Genomic DNA, 18,925 nt, shown 5'->3' on the forward strand with positions numbered 1-18,925 from the left:
TTACTGTACTGATTTGAGTTTAAAATCGCTGATCATTATCATTCATGCCGTAACACAATTATTTCTTACAGCTCACTCAGCTGGCTATTTGCCGATGTAAGAATTGACCTCATTTATAGAGGCCAGGTTCTTTTAGACATATGCCGACGCTCAGTCCTGACTACTTGATCAATGACTTGAGGTCTTTGCCGTCTTTACTGCCTTTATTTTTATCAATCCAGTTCTGAATGGCGCTTTTGGCTTCATTCTGCAACTGGTTGCGAAGTACCTGGTCAACCTGCAACTGGTAGTTCAATTGCGTCCACGGACCATAAACACGCAACGGTATATCGGTGTTTTGCAGCCGGGAGATCAAATTACCGTTCCCCTTCCAACCACCGGTAACACGAACGCTCAGATTCATATCGCACTGACTGTCAGGGAAATTCAAACTCCCCTCACCTTTAGCTGTCAGCATGGCGGAATCAGCCACCAAATTGGATAACTGCAAGGTGCCGTTCTTCAGTTCTCCCTGAGCCTGTATTGTCTTCACGGCAGTGAAGTGCTCGTAATTCTCAAGTCCCTGCACACTGTTGTTATTACGGGTCACCGCCTGCTGAATAAGCTGCTGAATATTCAGGCCATTCAGACGGGCATTCTCCATCGACATCTGCGCATTGCCACGCCAGTTTTGACTGAAATCTGCAGTGGATAACCCCTGCCCCGACACGTCTCCGTCCAGCGAGAAGCTACCGGAAAGCACTTGCGGCAAATTATAGGCAGCCAATACCTGTCCCAGTTCAACATTATGAACAACAGGTTTAATACTGATTAACGCCCGCGTCTTGGTCGCGTCCATCGTACCTGGCAGCGAGAAATCGCCAGGCGCCATCTTACCGCTCAGTGTTTTCAGGTTGACCCTGCCCTGACGGTTCTCAGCCAGCAGACTAAAACCCTGAATCTTTAAGCCACGGTATGTTAAGTCAGCCACATTTAACGCCAGATTGGCATTAAAGCTATTGAGTATGCTGAAGTTATTGGTTTCTTTGCTGACATCCCGGGCAATCACCGGCGCAGACGTCACTGCCTTAGCCGTTTCAGCTGTTTGACCCGCAGTCTTCGCCTGCCAGCCAGACAGTGCATCGAGATCCAATTTCTCAGCATTCAGGTTGACCTGATAATTCGCCGTGCCGGAAAGCGTAGCCGCCGCCGTGCCGCTGAGCTGGTTATCATTAGCGGTTAGAGTTAGTTGGCTTAGCGTCATGCGCTGGCTGTCATTTTGGTAACTGGCCTGCATTGAGCCGCCACCCTGAATCCCGTTGGCCGGAATATCTGCACCGTTTAACTGATAGGTAAATTTGCTAATGTTGGCGGAAAACTGCTCAGGATACTTCTGCATGTCCAGATCGGCGGAGAGCGAAAATGCAAGATCACGCTGATTACGGTTAATGCGGCTGGAAAGTTCAAGGGTTGCCTGGCGGTGCGCATTCTGTACAAGTTGCAAATTCAGATCACGTACATTTATCTGGTCATTCATACCGCGCTGCCAGATAAGAAGACTGTCTGCCAGACTGATTTTATCAATATCAAACTTCCACCCGGACTCCAGTTCACTGGGTGGCTGGACAGAAGAGGAAGGCGCTATAGGCGCATCCGGCATATTCGCTTCACTTTCCGGCGTCAGGCGAATCACCGCATTTTTGAACATCACCTGACGAACCGCCAACTGATGTGACAGAAGTGGCCAGAGTTTAACGTCGAGACGCATATTCTCCGCACTGACTACCGGTTTGCTGGCACCAGGTGCGGTCAACGACGTCTGTCCGGCGAGAATGCTGAGCTGTGGCCAGACGTGCCAGCGTAAATCCCCTTTGATCGCCAGCTGATAGCCGGTTTTTTGCTCAACCCGATCCGTCATATAAGCACGGAAATCATTCGGATTAATTAAAAATACCAGCGACGTCATACCGGCAATAATCACCACCAGTAAAATAACCAGCGTAGTCAGTAATCTTCTCATGCCTTCCTCTTATCGTTTAACCCGCAAATCAGAGGGTACAAACTTGAATCAGTCTTTGTCTATACGGCTTGCTACTGCGCCCTGTTGATCGCGATATTTAGCATCCTGCCGGCTGTTATAAGGGCGTGAAGCAGGACCCGACAGTGGTTCAAAGCTTAGCGCACCAATCAGCATTCCAGGACGTAAAGCCAGAGGCAACTTACCTGAATTATAGAATTCCAGGACGATCCGACCTTGCCAACCAGGATCAATACGATGCGCCGTCACGTGAACCATCAATCCGAGGCGAGCCAGAGAAGAGCGCCCGTCAAGCCAGCCCACCAGATCATCAGGGATTGAAACCGTCTCGAAGGTTACGGCCAGCGCCAGTTCACCTGGGTGCAAAAAGAACGCCTCGCCTTCCGGCAGCACAATCTCGTCGCTCATGACTTTGTCCAGCGAAGCGCTGACTTCATCCTTCGGGCCACTAAGATCGATAAAACCTGCGTTATGGCCCAGAAAGACGCGAAACCCATTACCCAGACGTACATCTACCGTAGCGCCGTTAATGCGTTCTACGGGTGGACGCGGTGTGATTGTCAACTTGCCGCTGTCCATCCAGGCTTCTATATCTCGGTCGCAAAGTCTCATCGTGTCTCTCTCCGTTTGCTAACTGCTAAAAAGGCCATCGAAAACGAGTGGTTTTTTTAATTGAAGAACTGGCTAATTTTTGCTTTAAGAATATCAATGGCGATACGGTTTTTCCCGCCGCGAGGAACGATGATATCTGCATATTGTTTAGAAGGTTCAATAAATTGCAGGAACATCGGACGCACGGTTTTCTGATACTGCACCATCACCGAATCCATAGAGCGGCCGCGTTCGTTAACATCGCGTTTCATACGACGCATCAGACAGATGTCCAGCGGTGTATCGACGAAAATAGAGAAGTTCATCTCTTGACGCAGCCGGACATCCGTCAACAGCAGAATGCCTTCGAGGATGATCACTTTCTTTGGCTTAAGGGTGACGGTTTCGCTTAGACGCGTATGCTCGATAAAGCTATAACCCGGTAATTCAATGGATTGCCCGGCTTTCAGGCTTTGTAAGTGCTGCAATAATAAATTGTGGTCCATGGCGCTGGGATGGTCATAGTTGGTTTTTACCCGCTCCTCCATGGTCATGTGGCTCTGGTCTTTATAGTAGCAGTCTTCTGGAATCACCCCGATATGCTCATCACCGACCTGATCACGAAGTTCACGATATAAGGTACTGGCAATAAGGCTTTTCCCAGAGGCAGATGCGCCAGCAATACCGACGATGACACACTGATGGAGCTTGTCAGACATAAAATTAAAGACCTGATTTGGAGGTTTGAGGGGCAAAAGCACGCAGACAGTGCTTTGATCGCGCCAATTATAGGGAGTAAGCCAGCGTGATGCCAGCACTTACCGGTTACTGCCGTGATCGATTGAACAGTGGATTACTATATGAACATAAACAGGCTGGGCAAGCGTGCAAAATCCGCCTTCATCCGCTTTCAGGATACTCCCCGATGGTAACATACAGTAGAATTGCCAAATTATTTGGCATGCAATGACTCGATTGCCATCGAAGTATTTGAAAAACTACTGCTGTATTCCCCTGAAAAAGAGTCTGTTTTATGAATTGGTCCTTCCTGACTTTCTTCGGTGACAGCATGTTGCTGCTGCCCAGTGCTGTAATTATTTTCATCCTGCTGATGTCATCCTACGCAAGCCGTAAACCGGCCGGTCAGTGGATAATGGTTTTTGGTAACGTGGGGAGCATTGTTTGCCTGTCAAAACTGGCATTTATGGGATGGGGCATTGGTAGCCGTGAGTATGACTTCACGGGTTTCAGTGGTCATTCTGCGCTGTCAGCTACTATCTTGCCAGTCATGCTGTGGGTGCTAAGCGGGCGCTTCTCCACTGCAGTTGGCCGCATTGCCGTTTCCTGCGGTTACATGCTGGCTCTCGCTGTCGGTTATTCACGTTTGGTTATTCACGTTCATTCCACGTCAGAAGTTGTGGCCGGATTGGCCCTGGGCTTTGTAGCAAGCAGCATTTTCTTGCTGTTGCAGCGCCACCGTTTAGCGCCGAGCCTCTCCTATCAAAAAAGCGTCTGCGCGTTGATATTGCCGCTGCTATTAATTAACACAGGTAAGGCGGCTCCCACTCAGGGATTACTGGAGCGGATTGCCATAACTCTCGCTTCGGTAGCAACCCCCTACACACGGGCGGATTTGCAATCCAGCACGACTACTGATGTGAGTCATGCCAGATGAACATTAAAAAACCGGCTTCTATGCCGGTTTTTATTTAATTAAATGATAGCGTTAAGGTCACAAAGCGCGGAAGGCAATTTCCGTGGGGATCGCGTCGCCCTTCCAATAGAGCTGCGCGGCCATACGGGCGGCGAGCTGACGGTACAACAAGGTAAATTCGCTCTGTGGATTGGATACCACTGTCGGCTCACCGCGATCTAAATCCTCACGCAACGAAATATGCAGTGGCATCTGGGCCAACAACTCACAGCGGTATTTTTCTGCCAGTTTCTGCGCGCCGCCGGTGCCAAAAATCGGCTCATGGTGACCGCACTGGCTGCAAATATGCATGCTCATATTTTCGATAATGCCGAGTACCGGCACGTTGACTTTTTCAAACATCACGATGCCTTTCATGGCATCAAGCAGCGCAATGTCCTGTGGTGTGGTGACTACCACCGCGCCCGTCACCGGGATATTTTGCGACAGCGTGAGTTGGATATCGCCAGTACCCGGCGGCAGGTCAATCACCAGATAATCGAGATCCGGCCATAGCGTGTCTTGTAACATCTGCATCAGTGCTTTGCTGGCCATCGGACCGCGCCACACCATAGCGTTATCATCTGTCACCAAATAACCAATAGAGTTAGTCGCCAGGCCATGAGCCATGATCGGAGCCATATGTTGGCCATCAGGCGACGTTGGACGTTCATCCTCGGTACCCAGCATATTGGGCACCGACGGACCATAAATGTCTGCGTCCAGAATGCCAACTTTCGCGCCTTCGGCAGCAAGCGCCAGGGCGACGTTCACCGCCGTGGTCGACTTGCCTACTCCACCTTTGCCGGAACTGACAGCAATGATGTTGCGCACGCCTTTAATGCCAGGCTGGTCGTTGGCGCGTCGCAGGGTAGCGATGTCATGTTTAAGACGCCATTCGATGCCTTTTGCGCCAGTCACCCGCATCAGTTCAGCACTGGTGCTCTCTTTCAGGGCATCAAAACCGCTTTGCCACGCAAAAGGCAGTGTGAGATCGAGGTGCAGCACGTTGTCCATCAGGGCACAGTGATGCAGCGCCTTTATCGACAACAGGTCTTTTTGCAGGGTGAAATGGGTAAAAGTGGCCAGTACGCCGGTCACCAAGGCGTGCAGTCCCTCAGGGGTATTCTGCTCAGGGGAATGAGATGTCATCCCGGCTCCTTGAAACGTGTTATGAAAAGACATTGATATTTCTACGTAGCATATACTCAAAATGATTCGAGGATGATGAGTATACCGTTTGTTTACGTCGCCTACGGCTTTCGGTTAACATCAATGCCCCTGATTTCAACAGCAGAAAGCAAGTTCTTACTATGGCTCAAGTCGCGAAAAAAATTTTGGTAACCTGTGCACTTCCGTACGCCAACGGATCTATTCACCTCGGCCACATGCTTGAGCACATCCAGGCTGACGTCTGGGTCCGTTACCAGCGAATGCGCGGCAATGAAGTTCATTTCATCTGTGCTGACGATGCACACGGTACGCCGATCATGCTGAAAGCGCAGCAACTCGGTATTGAACCGGAGCAAATGATTGCCGAGATGAGCCAGGAGCATCAGAAAGATTTCGCCGGTTTTGACATCAGCTACGATAACTACCATTCAACGCACAGCGACGAAAACCGCGAGCTTTCTTCGCTGATCTACGGGCGTCTGAAAGAAAACGGCTTCATCAAAAATCGCATTATTTCCCAGCTGTACGACCCGGAAAAAGGCATGTTCCTGCCGGATCGTTTCGTGAAAGGCACCTGTCCGAAATGTAAATCACCGGATCAGTATGGCGATAACTGCGAAGTATGCGGCGCAACTTACAGCCCAACTGAGCTTATCGAGCCAAAATCTGTGGTTTCCGGCGCAACGCCCGTGATGCGTGACTCCGAGCATTTCTTCTTTGACCTGCCGGAATTCAGCGCCATGTTGCAGGCCTGGACCCGCTCCGGTGCGCTGCAGGAGCAGGTTGCAAATAAGATGCAGGAGTGGTTTGAGTCTGGTCTGCAGCAGTGGGACATCAGCCGCGACTCGCCGTACTTCGGCTTTGAGATCCCTGATGCACCGGGGAAATATTTTTACGTCTGGCTCGACGCGCCAATTGGCTATATGGGTTCATTCAAAAATTTGTGCGACCGTCGCCCCGATCTCAGTTTTGATGAGTTCTGGAAAAAAGACTCCACTACCGAGCTGTATCACTTCATCGGTAAAGATATCGTCTATTTCCATAGCCTGTTCTGGCCAGCGATGCTGGAAGGCAGCGATTTCCGCAAGCCAACCAACTTATTCGTGCACGGTTATGTGACGGTCAACGGCGCGAAGATGTCCAAATCGCGCGGTACCTTTATTAAAGCCAGTACCTACCTGAACCATCTGGATGCGGACTGCCTGCGCTATTACTATGCCGCCAAACTCTCTTCCCGAATTGATGATATCGACCTGAATCTGGAGGACTTCGTCCAGCGCGTCAACGCAGACATCGTCAATAAAGTGGTTAACCTGGCCTCACGTAATGCCGGTTTCCTCACCAAACGCTTCGACGGCCAGTTGGCAGATAAACTGGCAAACGAAGCGCTGTATAAAACCTTTACCGATGCCGCAGTAAGCATTGCTGAAGCCTATGCCAGCCGCGAGTCTGGTCGCGCTATCCGTGAAATCATGGCACTGGCCGATCTGGCAAACCGTTATGTTGATGAACAGGCTCCCTGGGTAGTCGCGAAGCAGGAAGGCCACGATGCCGATCTGCAGGCCATCTGCTCCATGGGCATCAATCTGTTCCGCGTCCTGATGACTTACCTGAAACCAGTATTACCGTCGCTGACCGAGCGTACAGAAGCGTTCCTTAACACGGAACTGACGTGGGACTCGATTGCACAACCATTGCTTTCGCATAAAGTGAATCCGTTCAAGGCGCTGTTCAGCCGAATTGAACTTGATAAGGTGGCCGCCATGGTTGATGCATCAAAAGAAGATATTGCTGCCGCTAACGCAAAAGTGGTCACTGGCCCGCTGGCCGAAGACCCGATTCAGGAAACTATCACTTTTGAGGACTTCGCTAAAGTGGACATGCGCATTGCGTTGATCCAGAGCGCCGATTTCGTGGAAGGTTCTGACAAGCTGCTGCGTTTGCAGTTGGATCTCGGCGGCGAAACCCGTCAAATTTTCTCCGGTATTCGCTCAGCCTACCCGGATCCAAAACTGCTGGAAGGCCGCCTGACCATTATGGTTGCCAATCTTGCACCGCGTAAAATGCGCTTTGGCATCTCAGAAGGCATGGTGATGGCCGCAGGCCCTGGTGGTAAAGAGATCTTCCTGCTAAGCCCGGATTCCGGTGCACAGCCAGGCATGCAGGTGAAGTAAAGCCGTTCGGGTTTTGAGCGGATTGCGACTCGCTTTCCGCTTTAACTTCAAAACATTGGGTTACCACCCAGACCGGCTTTCAAATTCAAAATTAAGACCTTGGGTTGCCACGCAAACTGGCTTTAAGAGGCGCCTATCGCCGCGCCTCTTAAAAATCTCCGGCTCTTTCAACTGCGGGCCTTAACGCGGGTTTGGGCGGCAGCCCAAGGTCTTGTTTTTGAATTTAAAAAGCGACAAAGGGACGCAATAAGCCCTCTGGTCGGTGTGGGCCGACGCCCACGACCTTGAAGTTGAAGTTGAATTCAAAAGCGGATATCAAGACGCCCCTCGATATTATTTCGGCCATGAAGGCCACACCTTACGATCGTATTCCTGATGAATATCACTGTGGGTCAGCCCAATATCTCGCAGTTGATCGTCAGTCAATGACAACAACATTTTCCGGGTTGTACGCCGTTCGTTCCACGCTTGCATAAACTGTATGCTTTTTTTCCACCAGACGGTTTTCTTCACTGTTGTGATAACGGGTACTTCGCTTAGCACCGTGTCACCAGGCAGAGACTCATTACAAACCGCTGCAGTACAGCTGCCGAACTGACGCTCTTCAATGCTGTTTTTCATTATATAAACTCCCGTTAACCTGATGACAACAGGATGCAGCAGAGACCCAAAACATTACAGATTCAGATATTCGATATTTAAACCATACAGAACTGGCGTTAGTGACAGGTTTGGCTCTAAATTAGAAGCATCTGTACTGCTTTCAGTTTTCTTCTGTGGAGAATATGCATGAATCGTTATGAGAATCTGGCTCACGTATTGAGCAAACGGATTGAGCAAGGGCTCTATCCGGCAGGCGTACGGCTGCCATCAGTGCGCATTCTCAGCAGCGAACACGGCGTCAGTATCAGCACCGTTCAGCAGGCGTACCGCATACTGGAAGAGAAGCTCCTGGTGGAAGCACGACCGAAATCAGGCTACTTCGTTACGTCGGCCCGTCCGCAGGCGGCACTACCCGCTGTCTGTCGCCCGGCACAGCGTCCGGTTGAGATCACACAGTGGGATCAGGTTCTGGAATTGATCACCGTACCTGAGCGCCCGGATTTCGTGCAGCTTGGGCGTGGTTCGCCGGACGTTACGGCCCCAACCCTGAAACCGCTGAACCGTGCCATGTCTCGCGCTGGCCAGCATCAAAACCTGCTAGCGCTAAAGTACGACACCATTTACGGCTCGCTGGCGCTGCGCGAACAGATTGCCCGCCTGATGATCGACAGCGGCAGCCATATGGACGCCAGCAACATTATGATCACCACAGGCTGTCATGAAGCGCTGTCAATCGCCATTCGTTCAGTGTGCGAAGTGGGCGATATCGTCGCGGTGGATTCCCCGAGCTTCCACGGCGCAATGCAGGCCCTGAAAGGCTATGGCATGAAGGCGCTGGAGATCCCAACCGATCCGCTCACCGGCATCAGCATAGAAGCACTGGAACTGGCACTGGAACAGTGGCCTATCAAGGCCATTCAACTGACGCCCAACTGCAATAATCCGCTGGGCTACAACATGCCGGACGAGCGTAAAAAAGCCTTGCTACGTCTGGCTCAGAGCTACGACATTGCCATCATTGAAGACGATGTTTATGGCGAACTCTCCTACCAATATCCGCGCCCTGCTACTATCACGTCATTCGACGAAGATGGCCGCGTGCTGCTGTGCAGCTCATTCTCCAAAACGCTGGCACCTGGGCTACGCATTGGCTGGATCGCGCCCGGCCGTTATCACAATCGCGCGCTGCATATGAAGTTTATCAGCACCGGCGCGACATCTACTCTGCCGCAAATTGCCCTAACAGACTTCATCAAAGAGGGACACTACCTGCAACACCTGCGGCGTATGCGTAATCAGTATCAACGCAACCTCAGCACCATCAACTGCTGGGTCAACCAATATTTCCCCTGTGGAGTCCGCGTCAGCCGCCCTCAGGGTGGCTTCATGCTGTGGGTTGAACTGGATGAGCGCCTTGATGCCCAGCGTCTTAATCGCATGCTTGAGCAGCACAAGGTACAAATTGCTATTGGGTCAATATTTTCTGCATCAGGTAAGTATCGCAATTGTCTGCGGATCAATTATGCTCAGCCGTTGACCGAAATCTACGAGCAGGCCATTCAAAACATTGGGCAGTGTATTCGTGAAATGATGGCGTCCTTGTAAACCTTTATCAGACATTCAGACGCGGAGATTTACGTGCAGATAGAGCCTTTACCACCACTAAACACGCTGGTGGCATTTGAATGTGTTGCACGTCATTGCAGTTTTTCACGGGCTGCCGATCAACTAAATTTGACTCAAAGCGCTATTAGCCGACAGATTTCGCAGCTGGAAGAGACGCTTGGATGCAAGCTGTTTCAGCGCAACCAGCGTAACGTCACTCTGACACCTCGCGGGGAAATCTATGCCGGGCAGGTGCGTAAATGGCTGGGTGACATTTCACAGTCTACTGCTGAAGTCATGGGCTGGAACGGCCTGCCGCAGGTGACGCTGGCCTGCACCAGCGCCATGAGCAGCCTGTGGCTGTCATCGCGACTATCAGCCCTGCATCAGCTGATGCCTGATTTGCAGGTCCGCATGAAAATCTCTGACAGCTTTTCTGAGCTGAAATCGTCGGAGTTCGATCTGGCGATGTTCTATTTGCGCTCTCCCCCTGACGGCTATCACGCTGAACCGCTGTTTGACGAAGTCTGTTACCCGATGTGCTCCCCGGCCCTGTTTAAACAGTTACCGGCTGATTTCAGCGCCGCGGATCTGTTCAATTACACCTTGCTGATCCAGGACGACCCGCAGCGCGAATGGACCGGCTGGCGTGATTGGTTTGCATCTCAGGGGATCCAGCATATCGCACCGCGTCAGACCTGGCGGGCCAACAGTTATCCATTTCTGGTGCAATCAGCCGTGCTGGGGGACGGGATTCTGCTTGGCTGGGAGGGGCTGGTGCAAGATTTCATCAACCGAGGACAACTGGTCCCCGCCCACCCGGGCAAGCTCGCTGCTGAAGGGAAATGTTTTATGCTGACGCCGCAAGACAGGTATTTGAGACCCGTGATTCGGCAGGTGAGAGAGTGGCTTTTGAAAAGCCAGCAAACCTAAGATTTAGTCTTGGGTGGCAGCCCAAGGTCTTGACATTGAATTTAAAACAGACATTTGCAATTAAATGCCAAAATTCTTAGCATTATTTCAAATGTTAATTTCCGGAATTTTATTCTTCTCCGAATACCGCCGTTTTCGCGCCGAATTCATCCCAATTAAGGTAAATAAAAGCCAGCACGACTGGGAAATACAGGAGGCGAGGTTAAAATCATGGCTTAATGAATATAGCCCGAACACACCGCCGATAATATTAAGATATGCGTAACTATTAGCATCAATCGCTAGTCTGCGCATTTGGACTAACCCATAAGCCAGGAGATAGCAAAACACGCCAATTAAGCCGACTAAGGTATGCAGTTCCACCTGTTATTTCCCATTTCAATATTCATCTCTGGGCAAAATATAACTTTCCGGGGTGTTCTGCTGCGCATTTTTCGCATACCCTCATGAGTAATTCTCATGCAAGTTCTTCGATACGTTTTGATATAAATCATTCAGAGAGAAGACAAATACTGCACCGCTTTCGCCTGCAAACACCAGGTTTTGCCACCACGGAGACGATAACGATATGAAAGACAAAAATTCCGCTTTGACGCAATTAATCCAGGATGCAAAACTCAGCCGACGCGGCTTTATTACCAGCGCTACCGCTGTGGGTATTACTGCCGCTTATGGACTATTACCTTTCTCTGCATTTGCCGCTGAACCGAAAAAAGGTGGCATATTAAAATTGGGAATGTCAGGCGGTAACACCAGTGATACTTTAGATCCCACATTATTCAGCGACTGGGTGCCCTTAAATCAGGCATATATGCTGATGAATGGCCTGGTAGAGATTGACGAAAATAATAAAGCCACGCCTGAATTATTTTCCCGTTGGGAAGCCAAACCCGGTGCTTCCGAATGGTTATTCACCTTGCAGGAGGGTGTCACGTTCCACAACGGCAAGAAACTCGACGCCGACGATATTATTTACTCCATCAATTTGCATCGTGGCGATAAGTCCAAAAGCGCCATCAAAAGCCAGCTGGCGCCGATCACTGGCCTGGCCAAACAGGGCGATAAGCAAATCCTGATCACCCTGGAAAGCGGCAACGCCGACCTGCCGTATCTACTGGCTGACTACCATCTGCTGGTGGTGCCGAATGGCTTTACCGACTGGTCACACCCAATTGGCACCGGTGGTTTCGTCTTCGACCAGTACCAGCCGGGCGTTCGTTCACTGTTCAAACGCAACCCAAATTACTGGAAGAAAGACCGCGCCTTTGTTGATGCAGTAGAAGTCATCGTCATCAATGACCCAACTGCCCGCACCAACGCCCTGATTTCTGGGCAGGTTCACGCTATCAACCGGGTAGATTTCAAAACCGTCGATTTCCTTAAGCGCAGCCCGATGCTCAACATCGTGCGCTCCTCCGGCGGGCAGCACTTTACGTTCCTGATGGATTGCAGCGTCGCGCCGTTCAACAATAACGACGTGCGCATGGCGATTAAGCACGGCATCGACCGGCAGAAGATCCTCGACACCGTGCTACGTGGCTACGGCTCACTCGGTAACGATCATCCGATCCCGAAAACTGACCGCTTCTTCAATCACACCCTCGGGCAGCGCGTTTACGACCCTGACAAGTCTGCTTTCTACCTAAAAAAAGCAGGCATGTCCGCTCTCAAAGTTGAACTCTCTTCGTCCGATGCCGCTTTTGCCGGTGCCCTGGACGCCGCCGCGCTGTTCCAGGGACAGGCGCAGAAAGGTGGCATTCAGGTCAGTATCAAACGCCAGCCTGCCGACAGCTACTGGGACGACGTTTGGATGAAAGCCCCGTTCAGCATGGGCTACTGGGGCGGACGCCCGACGGCGGACCAGATGTTCTCCACCGCCTACCAGTCCACCGCCAAATGGAACGACACGCACTGGAAAGACGAAAAATTCGACGCCATGTTGATTCAGGCACGTTCCCTGCTGGATGAAAGCCAGCGTGCAGAAATCTACGGCGAACTGCAAAGTAGGGTGCGGGATAACGGCGGTGCCATGATCCCTCTGTTCGGTGACTATCTCGATGCCGCGAATAAAAAAGTCGGCGGCATCAAACCGCATCCAATGTTCAACTTCATGGGTGGTCGTCTGGCCGAGCGCGTATGGCTGGAGGCATGATGAAGAAGCGGGTTTTACAACGCGTACTGCTCGGTCTGGGTACGCTTTGGCTGGTGTCGCTGCTGATTTTTATCGGCACCGAAATGCTGCCAGGGGACGTGGCCACCGCGATCCTCGGCCAAAGTGCCACACCGGAAACGGTCGCTGCACTGCGTCTGCAACTGGGACTCGATGAACCCGCTGTCATGCGTTATCTCCACTGGCTGGCAGGCATTCTGCATGGCGATCTGGGCAACTCGCTGGCTAACGGCAGGCCGATTAGTAACGAGCTGCTGCCGCGTCTCGGCAATACGCTGTTTCTGGCTGGCTATGCTGCCATCATCGCGATTCCGCTGGCGGTGGGTCTGGGCATTGCCTCGGCCATCTGGCGCGGCTCGATCTTTGACCGACTGGCCAATACGTTGACGCTCATCAGTATTTCGGTACCGGAATTCTTCGTCGGTTACGTCCTGGTGATTGCTTTTGCCATCCGGCTGGCGTGGTTCCCGAGTCTCGCGATGGTCGACCCCAGCAGCTCATTCAGTGAACGGTTGTATGTGTGTACATTGCCGATGCTGACCCTGACACTGGTGGTTCTCGCACATATGTTACGCATGACCCGTGCCTCGGTGACCGCCGTGATGTCCAGCCCTTACATCGAAAGCGCTGTGCTCAAAGGCGTATCCCGCTGGCGGATTGTCGTATCCCACGCGCTGCCCAATGCCCTTGCTCCAATTATCAATGTCGTCGCCTTTAATCTAGCGTATCTGGTGGTCGGGGTAATTCTGGTGGAAGTGGTGTTTGTCTATCCGGGCATCGGTCAATACATGGTGGATGCGGTAACCAAACGTGACCTGCCCGTTGTGCAGGCCTGCGGCCTGCTGTTCGGCGGCACTTACATTTTCCTCAATACCACCGCCGATTTACTGGCTATTTGGTGTAACCCACGTTTACGCCACGCGCGCTAGAGGCCGGACATTATGAAACGATCATTTATCAATATCCCGCTCTCCGCCTGGATTGGCATCATCATTATTGCCATCAATCTGCTGGCTGCAATATTCGCTCCGTGGCTGGCGCCACACAGTGAAACCGAACAGGTCGGCGACATCTGGCTGCTGCCGTCGGCGGCCACGCCGTTCGGCACCGACAGTCTGGGCCGCGATATGCTCTCACGTATCCTGTTTGGTGCCCGCACCACTATCGCTATTGCACTGACCATCACCTTCACTTCGTTTGTCATCGGTATCATCAGCGGATTTGCAGCGGCGATTTATGGCAAATGGGTAGACGTGATATTGACTCGCATTGTTGATACCGTGATGTCAATTCCCGTGCTAATTTTCGCCCTGATGGTGCTTTCTGTTATGGGCACATCAATTCCGGTACTGGTACTCACCATCGCCCTGCTCGACTCAACCCGCGTATTTCGTCTGGCCCGTCTGGTGGCGCAGGCCATTGTCTGCCAGGAGTATGTCGAAGCGGCCCGCCTGCGTGGCGAAGGGCTGCTTTGGGTGCTGAGAAAAGAAATATTACCTAACGCCATACCGCCGCTGCTGGCCGAATTTGGTATGCGTTTTTGCTTCACCTTCCTGTTTATTGCCGGTCTGAGCTTCTTAGGATTGGGCATTCAGCCACCGTATGCGGACTGGGGCAGTATGGTGCGCGACAACGCACAGGCGATTAACTTTGGTCAGTTTGCACCGCTCTACCCGGCAGCGGCGATTGCCGTGCTAACCATCGGCGTCAATCTGGTGGTTGACTGGCTTCTGGCCCGCAACAACCTGCCACACGGGGAAGAAGCATGAGCCAATTAAACAAAGCGCTGATCCTTGAAATGCGCGAGCTACGGGTGGAAACCCTCGACGGCTCTCCCTTGGTGCAGAATATCTCTTTGCAACTGGCGCGGGGCGAAGTGCTCGGGCTTATCGGCGAATCCGGCGCAGGGAAATCCACCATCGGGCTTGCAGCGCTTGGCTATGCGCGGCAGGGTTGCCGGATTGCCGGTGGGGAAGTGATCCTCGACGGCACTGACATCGTACCGCAACCTGCGCGGGTGAAACGTGAATGGCGCGGACGTCGCGTGGCCTATGTTGCGCAAAGCGCTGCCGCCGCCTTCAATCCGGCGCTAACTATCGAAAAGCAAGTATGTGAAGGCCCGCTCTCCCACGGCCTGATGAACAAGCAAGAGAGCCGTCAGTGGGCGATTCAACTGTTTCGCTCACTGGATTTACCCGATCCGGAGAACATCGGTAAACGCTATCCGCATCAGCTTTCAGGCGGCCAGCTACAGCGAGCGATGGCCGCCATGGCAATGTCCTGTAAACCGGACCTGTTGGTAATGGATGAACCGACCACCGCACTGGACGTTACCACCCAAATTGAAGTGCTGGTGATGCTGCGAAAACTGGTGCGCGAGTTCAATACCGCCGCACTGTATATCACGCATGATCTGGCCGTCGTTGCACAGTTGGCCGACCGCATTATGGTGTTACGTAACGGTAAAGAGGTCGAAACCGGCACCACTGACAATATTCTTAATCACCCGCAACATGCGTATACCCGCAGACTGGTCGCCGAGCGTGAACACGCGACGGCACCGGTCACCGCGGCGCAGCCCAAAGGCAGTACCGCCCTGTTGACCATCAATAATCTGAGCACCGGCTACAATCGCAAGACAGTGGTCAGTGACATCAATCTGACACTGCCACGCGGTAAAACTCTGGCGATTATCGGTGAGTCTGGCAGTGGAAAAAGTACGCTGGCACGTGCACTGGTGGGGTTACTGCCCGATACTGAAGGCACGATGGAGTTCGACGGCGTCATCCTTTCGCCTCTCTACCAGCAGCGCCAGAAAGAGACGCTGCGGCGGATCCAGATGATTTATCAGTTGCCTGACGTAGCGCTCAACCCACGTCAGACCATTCTGGAGCTTATCGGCCGCCCGGTGGCCTTCTACTTCGGCCTAAATAAGTATCAGGTGCGCGCCCGGGTTGAAGAGTTGCTGAAACTGACCGAGCTGCCGCTCAAGCTGATTGACCGCTATCCCGGTGAACTTTCCGGCGGCCAGAAGCAGCGAATTTGTATCGCACGCGCACTGGCGGCTCAGCCTGAATTGATCATCTGTGATGAAGCAACATCGGCTCTTGATCCGTTAGTGGCAGAAGAAGTGCTGAGCTTACTGCGCGGTTTACAAGAGAAGCTTGGCCTTTCCTACCTGTTTATCACGCACGACCTTGGGACAGTAAAACGCATCGCGCACCAGGTCGCAGTGATGTATCAGGGACAGATTGTCGCCAGCGGTGATACCCGCGCAGTCTTCAGCCCGCCGATGCACAGTTACACTGAAACCCTGCTGACCTCGGTACCTGAAATGCGCACCGACTGGCTCGACGAAGTTCTGGCACTGCGCTCACCCTCTTCGTCCTCCGAAAAGTCTTCACTTACAGGTGCATTATGAGTACTAAACGCATCATTACTGAGTTCCCGCACGCGGTCACCACGATCGAGCATCTATGGATCAAACTGAATGACGGCACGCGCCTTGCCGCCCGTTTATGGCTGCCAGATTCCGCCGATGATACCCCAGTTCCGGCCATCCTCGAGTACATCCCTTACCGAAAACGCGACGGCACTCGCACCCGCGATGAACCGATGCACGGCTATTTTGCAGGTAACGGGTACGCGGTTATTCGCGTAGATATGCGCGGTAGCGGTGAGTCCGATGGTTTGCTGGCCGATGAGTACCTGTTGCAAGAGCAGAAAGATGCGCTGGAAGTGATCACGTGGATAACGGAGCAAAACTGGTGCAGCGGTAACGTCGGTATGATGGGTAAATCCTGGGGTGGTTTTAACTCGCTGCAGGTAGCGGCCCATCGCCCTGCGGCTCTTAAGGCGATTATTACCGTCTGCTCCACTGATGACCGCTACGCCGATGACATTCACTACAAAGGTGGCTGCCTGCTCAACGATAATCTGTGGTGGGGAGGCATCATGCTGGCCTACCAGAGCCGCCCGGCCGATCCGGCCCTGGTGGGTGATGGCTGGTATAACGAATGGCTGCACCGTCTGGAGAACATGCCGTTCTTCCCGGCGCTGTGGATGGAACACCCGCTACGTGATCGCTACTGGCAACACGGTTCCGTATGCGAAGACTGGTCGGCGATCCAATGTCCGGTCATGGCAATAGGTGGCTGGGCCGATGCTTACAGCAACGCTGTTTTTCGTCTGATGGACAGCCTGAAGGTTCCGCGCCGCGCCATTATCGGCCCGTGGGCGCACGTGTACCCGCAGGACGGCACGCCGGAGCCGGCGATCGGTTTCTTACAGGAGGCGGTGCGGTGGTGGGATCACTGGTTGAAAGGTGAAGACAACGATGCGATGGATGGCCCGATGATTCAGGCCTGGCAACAAGATAGTCAGCCGCCGTCAGCGCAGCGCCCGGTAAGCAAAGGCCGGTGGGTAGGTTTTGATCGCGGTACTGCCAGTAATGTTAGCCACAGCCCTCGCTGGCTGTCCCGTGGTCAACTCAATACGCAGCCGTACACGGATGCCGGTATCATCTCTCTGTGTTCTCCACAGAATCATGGCCTGATGTCAGGGGAATGGATGGGCGCGGGCGTGCTGGGTGAAACACCGCCGGATCAGCGAGTTGACGACGGTAACGCCGAGATCTTCGACGGTGAGCCGCTGGCTGAACCGTTATCGATATTTGGTTTCCCGGAGTTCACCGTAGAGCTGAGCAGCGATAAACCGGCGGCCATGCTGTATGTACGCCTCTCGGACGTTTCGCCGGAGGGTGCGGTCAACCGTGTAACCCACGGCTGGCTCAACCTGACGCATCTGCAAGGCCATCATAAATCTGTACCGCTGGTACCGGGTGCGAAAGTGCGCGTACCGGTGCAGCTCGATGGTATCTCCCACCGCTTTGAAGCCGGTCATCGCTTGCGTATTTCACTGGCTACCACTTATTGGCCGATGGTTTGGCCGATGGCCGAAGCAGCCACGCTGACCGTTGATCTGCACAGCGCCCAACTTTTACTGCCAGTTTGTGAACAGCCGCTGCTGATTGATGGCCCGAACAAACAGCCAGAAAGCGCCGCACCAACGCCGCAAACCTTGCTGACTCAGGGCCGGGTTGACCGCTCAGTCAGTTATGATTTTCTGACGGACATCTGGGCCTGTGTGACCAACGGCGAAGGCGGCGTGTTTGGCGAAGGCGTGTACCGCTTCGACGATATTGATACCACGGTGGATCACAACCTACGCCGCGAACTGAGCATCAACAACGCAGACCCACTTTCAGCCCGCTATTTACTCACGCAGACCATGAAAATAAGCTGCCCCGGCTGGCAGGTTGAAGCCGAGATCACACTGGATATGCACAGTGATCTGACACATTTCATCGTCAGCGGTGACATGGTGGTCAGTCTCAATGGTGAGGAGGAATTTACGAAGTATTGGCATGAACGGATTGCACGTTAAGCGTCAGGGGTAATCACGGCAATATCCTGATTCTCCAGCACCCGCCCGTCCTGCGCACGCAGCTCTATTTTGCGCAGTGGCTGGCGGTTTTTTGCGTCCACCAGATGGGTGCAAGGCTCATTATCTTCGAACAAATACTCACTGCCCCACTGTCCTAACGCCACCAGAATTGGCTGTAGCGCGATGCCTTTTTTGGTCAAGACATACTCCTGATAAGCAGAGCCATCCGACGCCGGTTCTACGCGTAAAATCCCTTCCGCCACCAGCGTTTTTAGCCGTGCGCTGAGGATATTTTTTGCCGCACCCAGGCTACGCTGAAGTTCACTGAACCGTGTTATGCCGCGCATGGCGTCACGCACAATGAGCAGCGTCCACCAGTCACCGATCAAATCCAGCGCCCGTGCGGTCGGGCAGACGCTGTCTTCCAGTCGGGTTCTTTTCATTAAAAGGCTCCTGTGGCGATCGCAAAAAATGCGGTGGTCGAAAATCTGGTTGCATTATAGTACCCGCCTGCGTGATTA

16 protein-coding genes are annotated in these 18,925 nt (G+C 52.8%); 9 read left to right on the forward strand and 7 right to left on the reverse strand.

Annotated elements, in window-relative coordinates; translation table 11 throughout:
- Positions 1 to 160: 160 nt before the first annotated feature.
- From asmA to udk, 3 genes are read right to left on the reverse strand one after another with little or no spacing between them, the layout of a single operon-like run.
- Positions 161 to 1,999 (reverse strand): outer membrane assembly protein AsmA, encoded by a 1,839-nt coding sequence (gene asmA, locus ACMV8I_RS06740; protein ID WP_498864401.1) that lies wholly within the window; start codon positions 1,997 to 1,999, stop codon positions 161 to 163.
- Positions 2,000 to 2,047: 48 nt separating this feature from the next.
- Complete coding sequence (gene dcd, locus ACMV8I_RS06745; protein ID WP_498864402.1) at positions 2,048 to 2,629, reverse strand: dCTP deaminase; 582 nt, start codon at positions 2,627 to 2,629, stop codon at positions 2,048 to 2,050.
- A 56-nt stretch (positions 2,630 to 2,685) separates the two neighbouring features.
- On the reverse strand, positions 2,686 to 3,327 hold the full coding sequence (udk, locus tag ACMV8I_RS06750; RefSeq protein ID WP_498864403.1) for a uridine kinase: 642 nt from the start codon (positions 3,325 to 3,327) through the stop codon (positions 2,686 to 2,688).
- A 314-nt stretch (positions 3,328 to 3,641) separates the two neighbouring features.
- Here udk and ACMV8I_RS06755 point away from each other — a divergent pair, with 314 nt between their 5' ends.
- Positions 3,642 to 4,283: a phosphatase PAP2 family protein gene (locus ACMV8I_RS06755; RefSeq protein ID WP_498864404.1), complete on the forward strand. Its 642-nt coding sequence runs from the start codon at positions 3,642 to 3,644 to the stop codon at positions 4,281 to 4,283.
- 57 nt (positions 4,284 to 4,340) lie between these two features.
- Here ACMV8I_RS06755 and apbC read toward each other — a convergent pair whose 3' ends face one another.
- Entirely contained in the window at positions 4,341 to 5,453 is a 1,113-nt protein-coding gene (apbC, locus tag ACMV8I_RS06760; protein WP_498864405.1) for an iron-sulfur cluster carrier protein ApbC, read from the reverse strand.
- A 161-nt stretch (positions 5,454 to 5,614) separates the two neighbouring features.
- On the opposite strand from apbC, the gene metG reads away from it, so the two are divergent.
- Entirely contained in the window at positions 5,615 to 7,648 is a 2,034-nt protein-coding gene (gene metG / locus ACMV8I_RS06765) for a methionine--tRNA ligase (protein ID WP_498864406.1), read from the forward strand.
- A gap of 333 nt (positions 7,649 to 7,981) precedes the next feature.
- Here the strand turns inward: metG and ACMV8I_RS06770 are convergent, their stop codons facing one another.
- Positions 7,982 to 8,269, reverse strand: a complete 288-nt coding sequence (locus ACMV8I_RS06770) for a DUF1127 domain-containing protein (RefSeq protein ID WP_498864407.1) — start codon at positions 8,267 to 8,269, stop codon at positions 7,982 to 7,984.
- A 168-nt stretch (positions 8,270 to 8,437) separates the two neighbouring features.
- Here ACMV8I_RS06770 and ACMV8I_RS06775 point away from each other — a divergent pair, with 168 nt between their 5' ends.
- Entirely contained in the window at positions 8,438 to 9,856 is a 1,419-nt protein-coding gene (locus ACMV8I_RS06775) for an aminotransferase-like domain-containing protein (protein ID WP_498864408.1), read from the forward strand.
- A gap of 33 nt (positions 9,857 to 9,889) precedes the next feature.
- Positions 9,890 to 10,789: a LysR substrate-binding domain-containing protein gene (locus ACMV8I_RS06780; protein ID WP_498864409.1), complete on the forward strand. Its 900-nt coding sequence runs from the start codon at positions 9,890 to 9,892 to the stop codon at positions 10,787 to 10,789.
- An 87-nt stretch (positions 10,790 to 10,876) separates the two neighbouring features.
- On the opposite strand, the gene ACMV8I_RS06785 is transcribed toward ACMV8I_RS06780, so the two are convergent.
- Positions 10,877 to 11,152: a CBU_0592 family membrane protein gene (locus ACMV8I_RS06785; RefSeq protein WP_498864410.1), complete on the reverse strand. Its 276-nt coding sequence runs from the start codon at positions 11,150 to 11,152 to the stop codon at positions 10,877 to 10,879.
- Between the two features lie 205 nt (positions 11,153 to 11,357).
- Here ACMV8I_RS06785 and ACMV8I_RS06790 point away from each other — a divergent pair, with 205 nt between their 5' ends.
- Genes ACMV8I_RS06790 through ACMV8I_RS06810 form a run of 5 tightly spaced genes read left to right on the forward strand, consistent with a single transcriptional unit; the run spans position 11,358 to position 18,404 of the window.
- Positions 11,358 to 12,941, forward strand: coding sequence for an ABC transporter substrate-binding protein (locus ACMV8I_RS06790; RefSeq protein WP_498864411.1), 1,584 nt, complete (start codon positions 11,358 to 11,360; stop codon positions 12,939 to 12,941).
- On the forward strand, positions 12,941 to 13,888 hold the full coding sequence (locus ACMV8I_RS06795; protein ID WP_498864412.1) for an ABC transporter permease: 948 nt from the start codon (positions 12,941 to 12,943) through the stop codon (positions 13,886 to 13,888). Before ACMV8I_RS06790 ends, ACMV8I_RS06795 begins: the two co-directional genes overlap by 1 nt.
- A gap of 12 nt (positions 13,889 to 13,900) precedes the next feature.
- A complete protein-coding gene (locus ACMV8I_RS06800) occupies positions 13,901 to 14,728 on the forward strand; it encodes an ABC transporter permease (RefSeq protein ID WP_498864413.1) in 828 nt (275 codons plus the stop codon).
- Positions 14,725 to 16,380, forward strand: a complete 1,656-nt coding sequence (locus ACMV8I_RS06805; protein WP_498864414.1) for an ABC transporter ATP-binding protein — start codon at positions 14,725 to 14,727, stop codon at positions 16,378 to 16,380. The genes ACMV8I_RS06800 and ACMV8I_RS06805 overlap by 4 nt, the downstream gene beginning before the upstream one ends.
- Positions 16,377 to 18,404, forward strand: coding sequence for a CocE/NonD family hydrolase (locus ACMV8I_RS06810; RefSeq protein WP_498864415.1), 2,028 nt, complete (start codon positions 16,377 to 16,379; stop codon positions 18,402 to 18,404). The genes ACMV8I_RS06805 and ACMV8I_RS06810 overlap by 4 nt, the downstream gene beginning before the upstream one ends.
- On the opposite strand, the gene ACMV8I_RS06815 is transcribed toward ACMV8I_RS06810, so the two are convergent.
- Positions 18,401 to 18,847 (reverse strand): winged helix-turn-helix transcriptional regulator, encoded by a 447-nt coding sequence (locus tag ACMV8I_RS06815; protein ID WP_498864416.1) that lies wholly within the window; start codon positions 18,845 to 18,847, stop codon positions 18,401 to 18,403. The two genes, ACMV8I_RS06810 and ACMV8I_RS06815, sit on opposite strands and share 4 nt — an antisense overlap.
- Positions 18,848 to 18,925 lie beyond the last annotated feature (78 nt).

Origin of the sequence: Ewingella sp. S1.OA.A_B6, from assembly GCF_049889095.1 — a bacterium.
Taxonomy (GTDB): domain Bacteria; phylum Pseudomonadota; class Gammaproteobacteria; order Enterobacterales; family Enterobacteriaceae; genus Ewingella.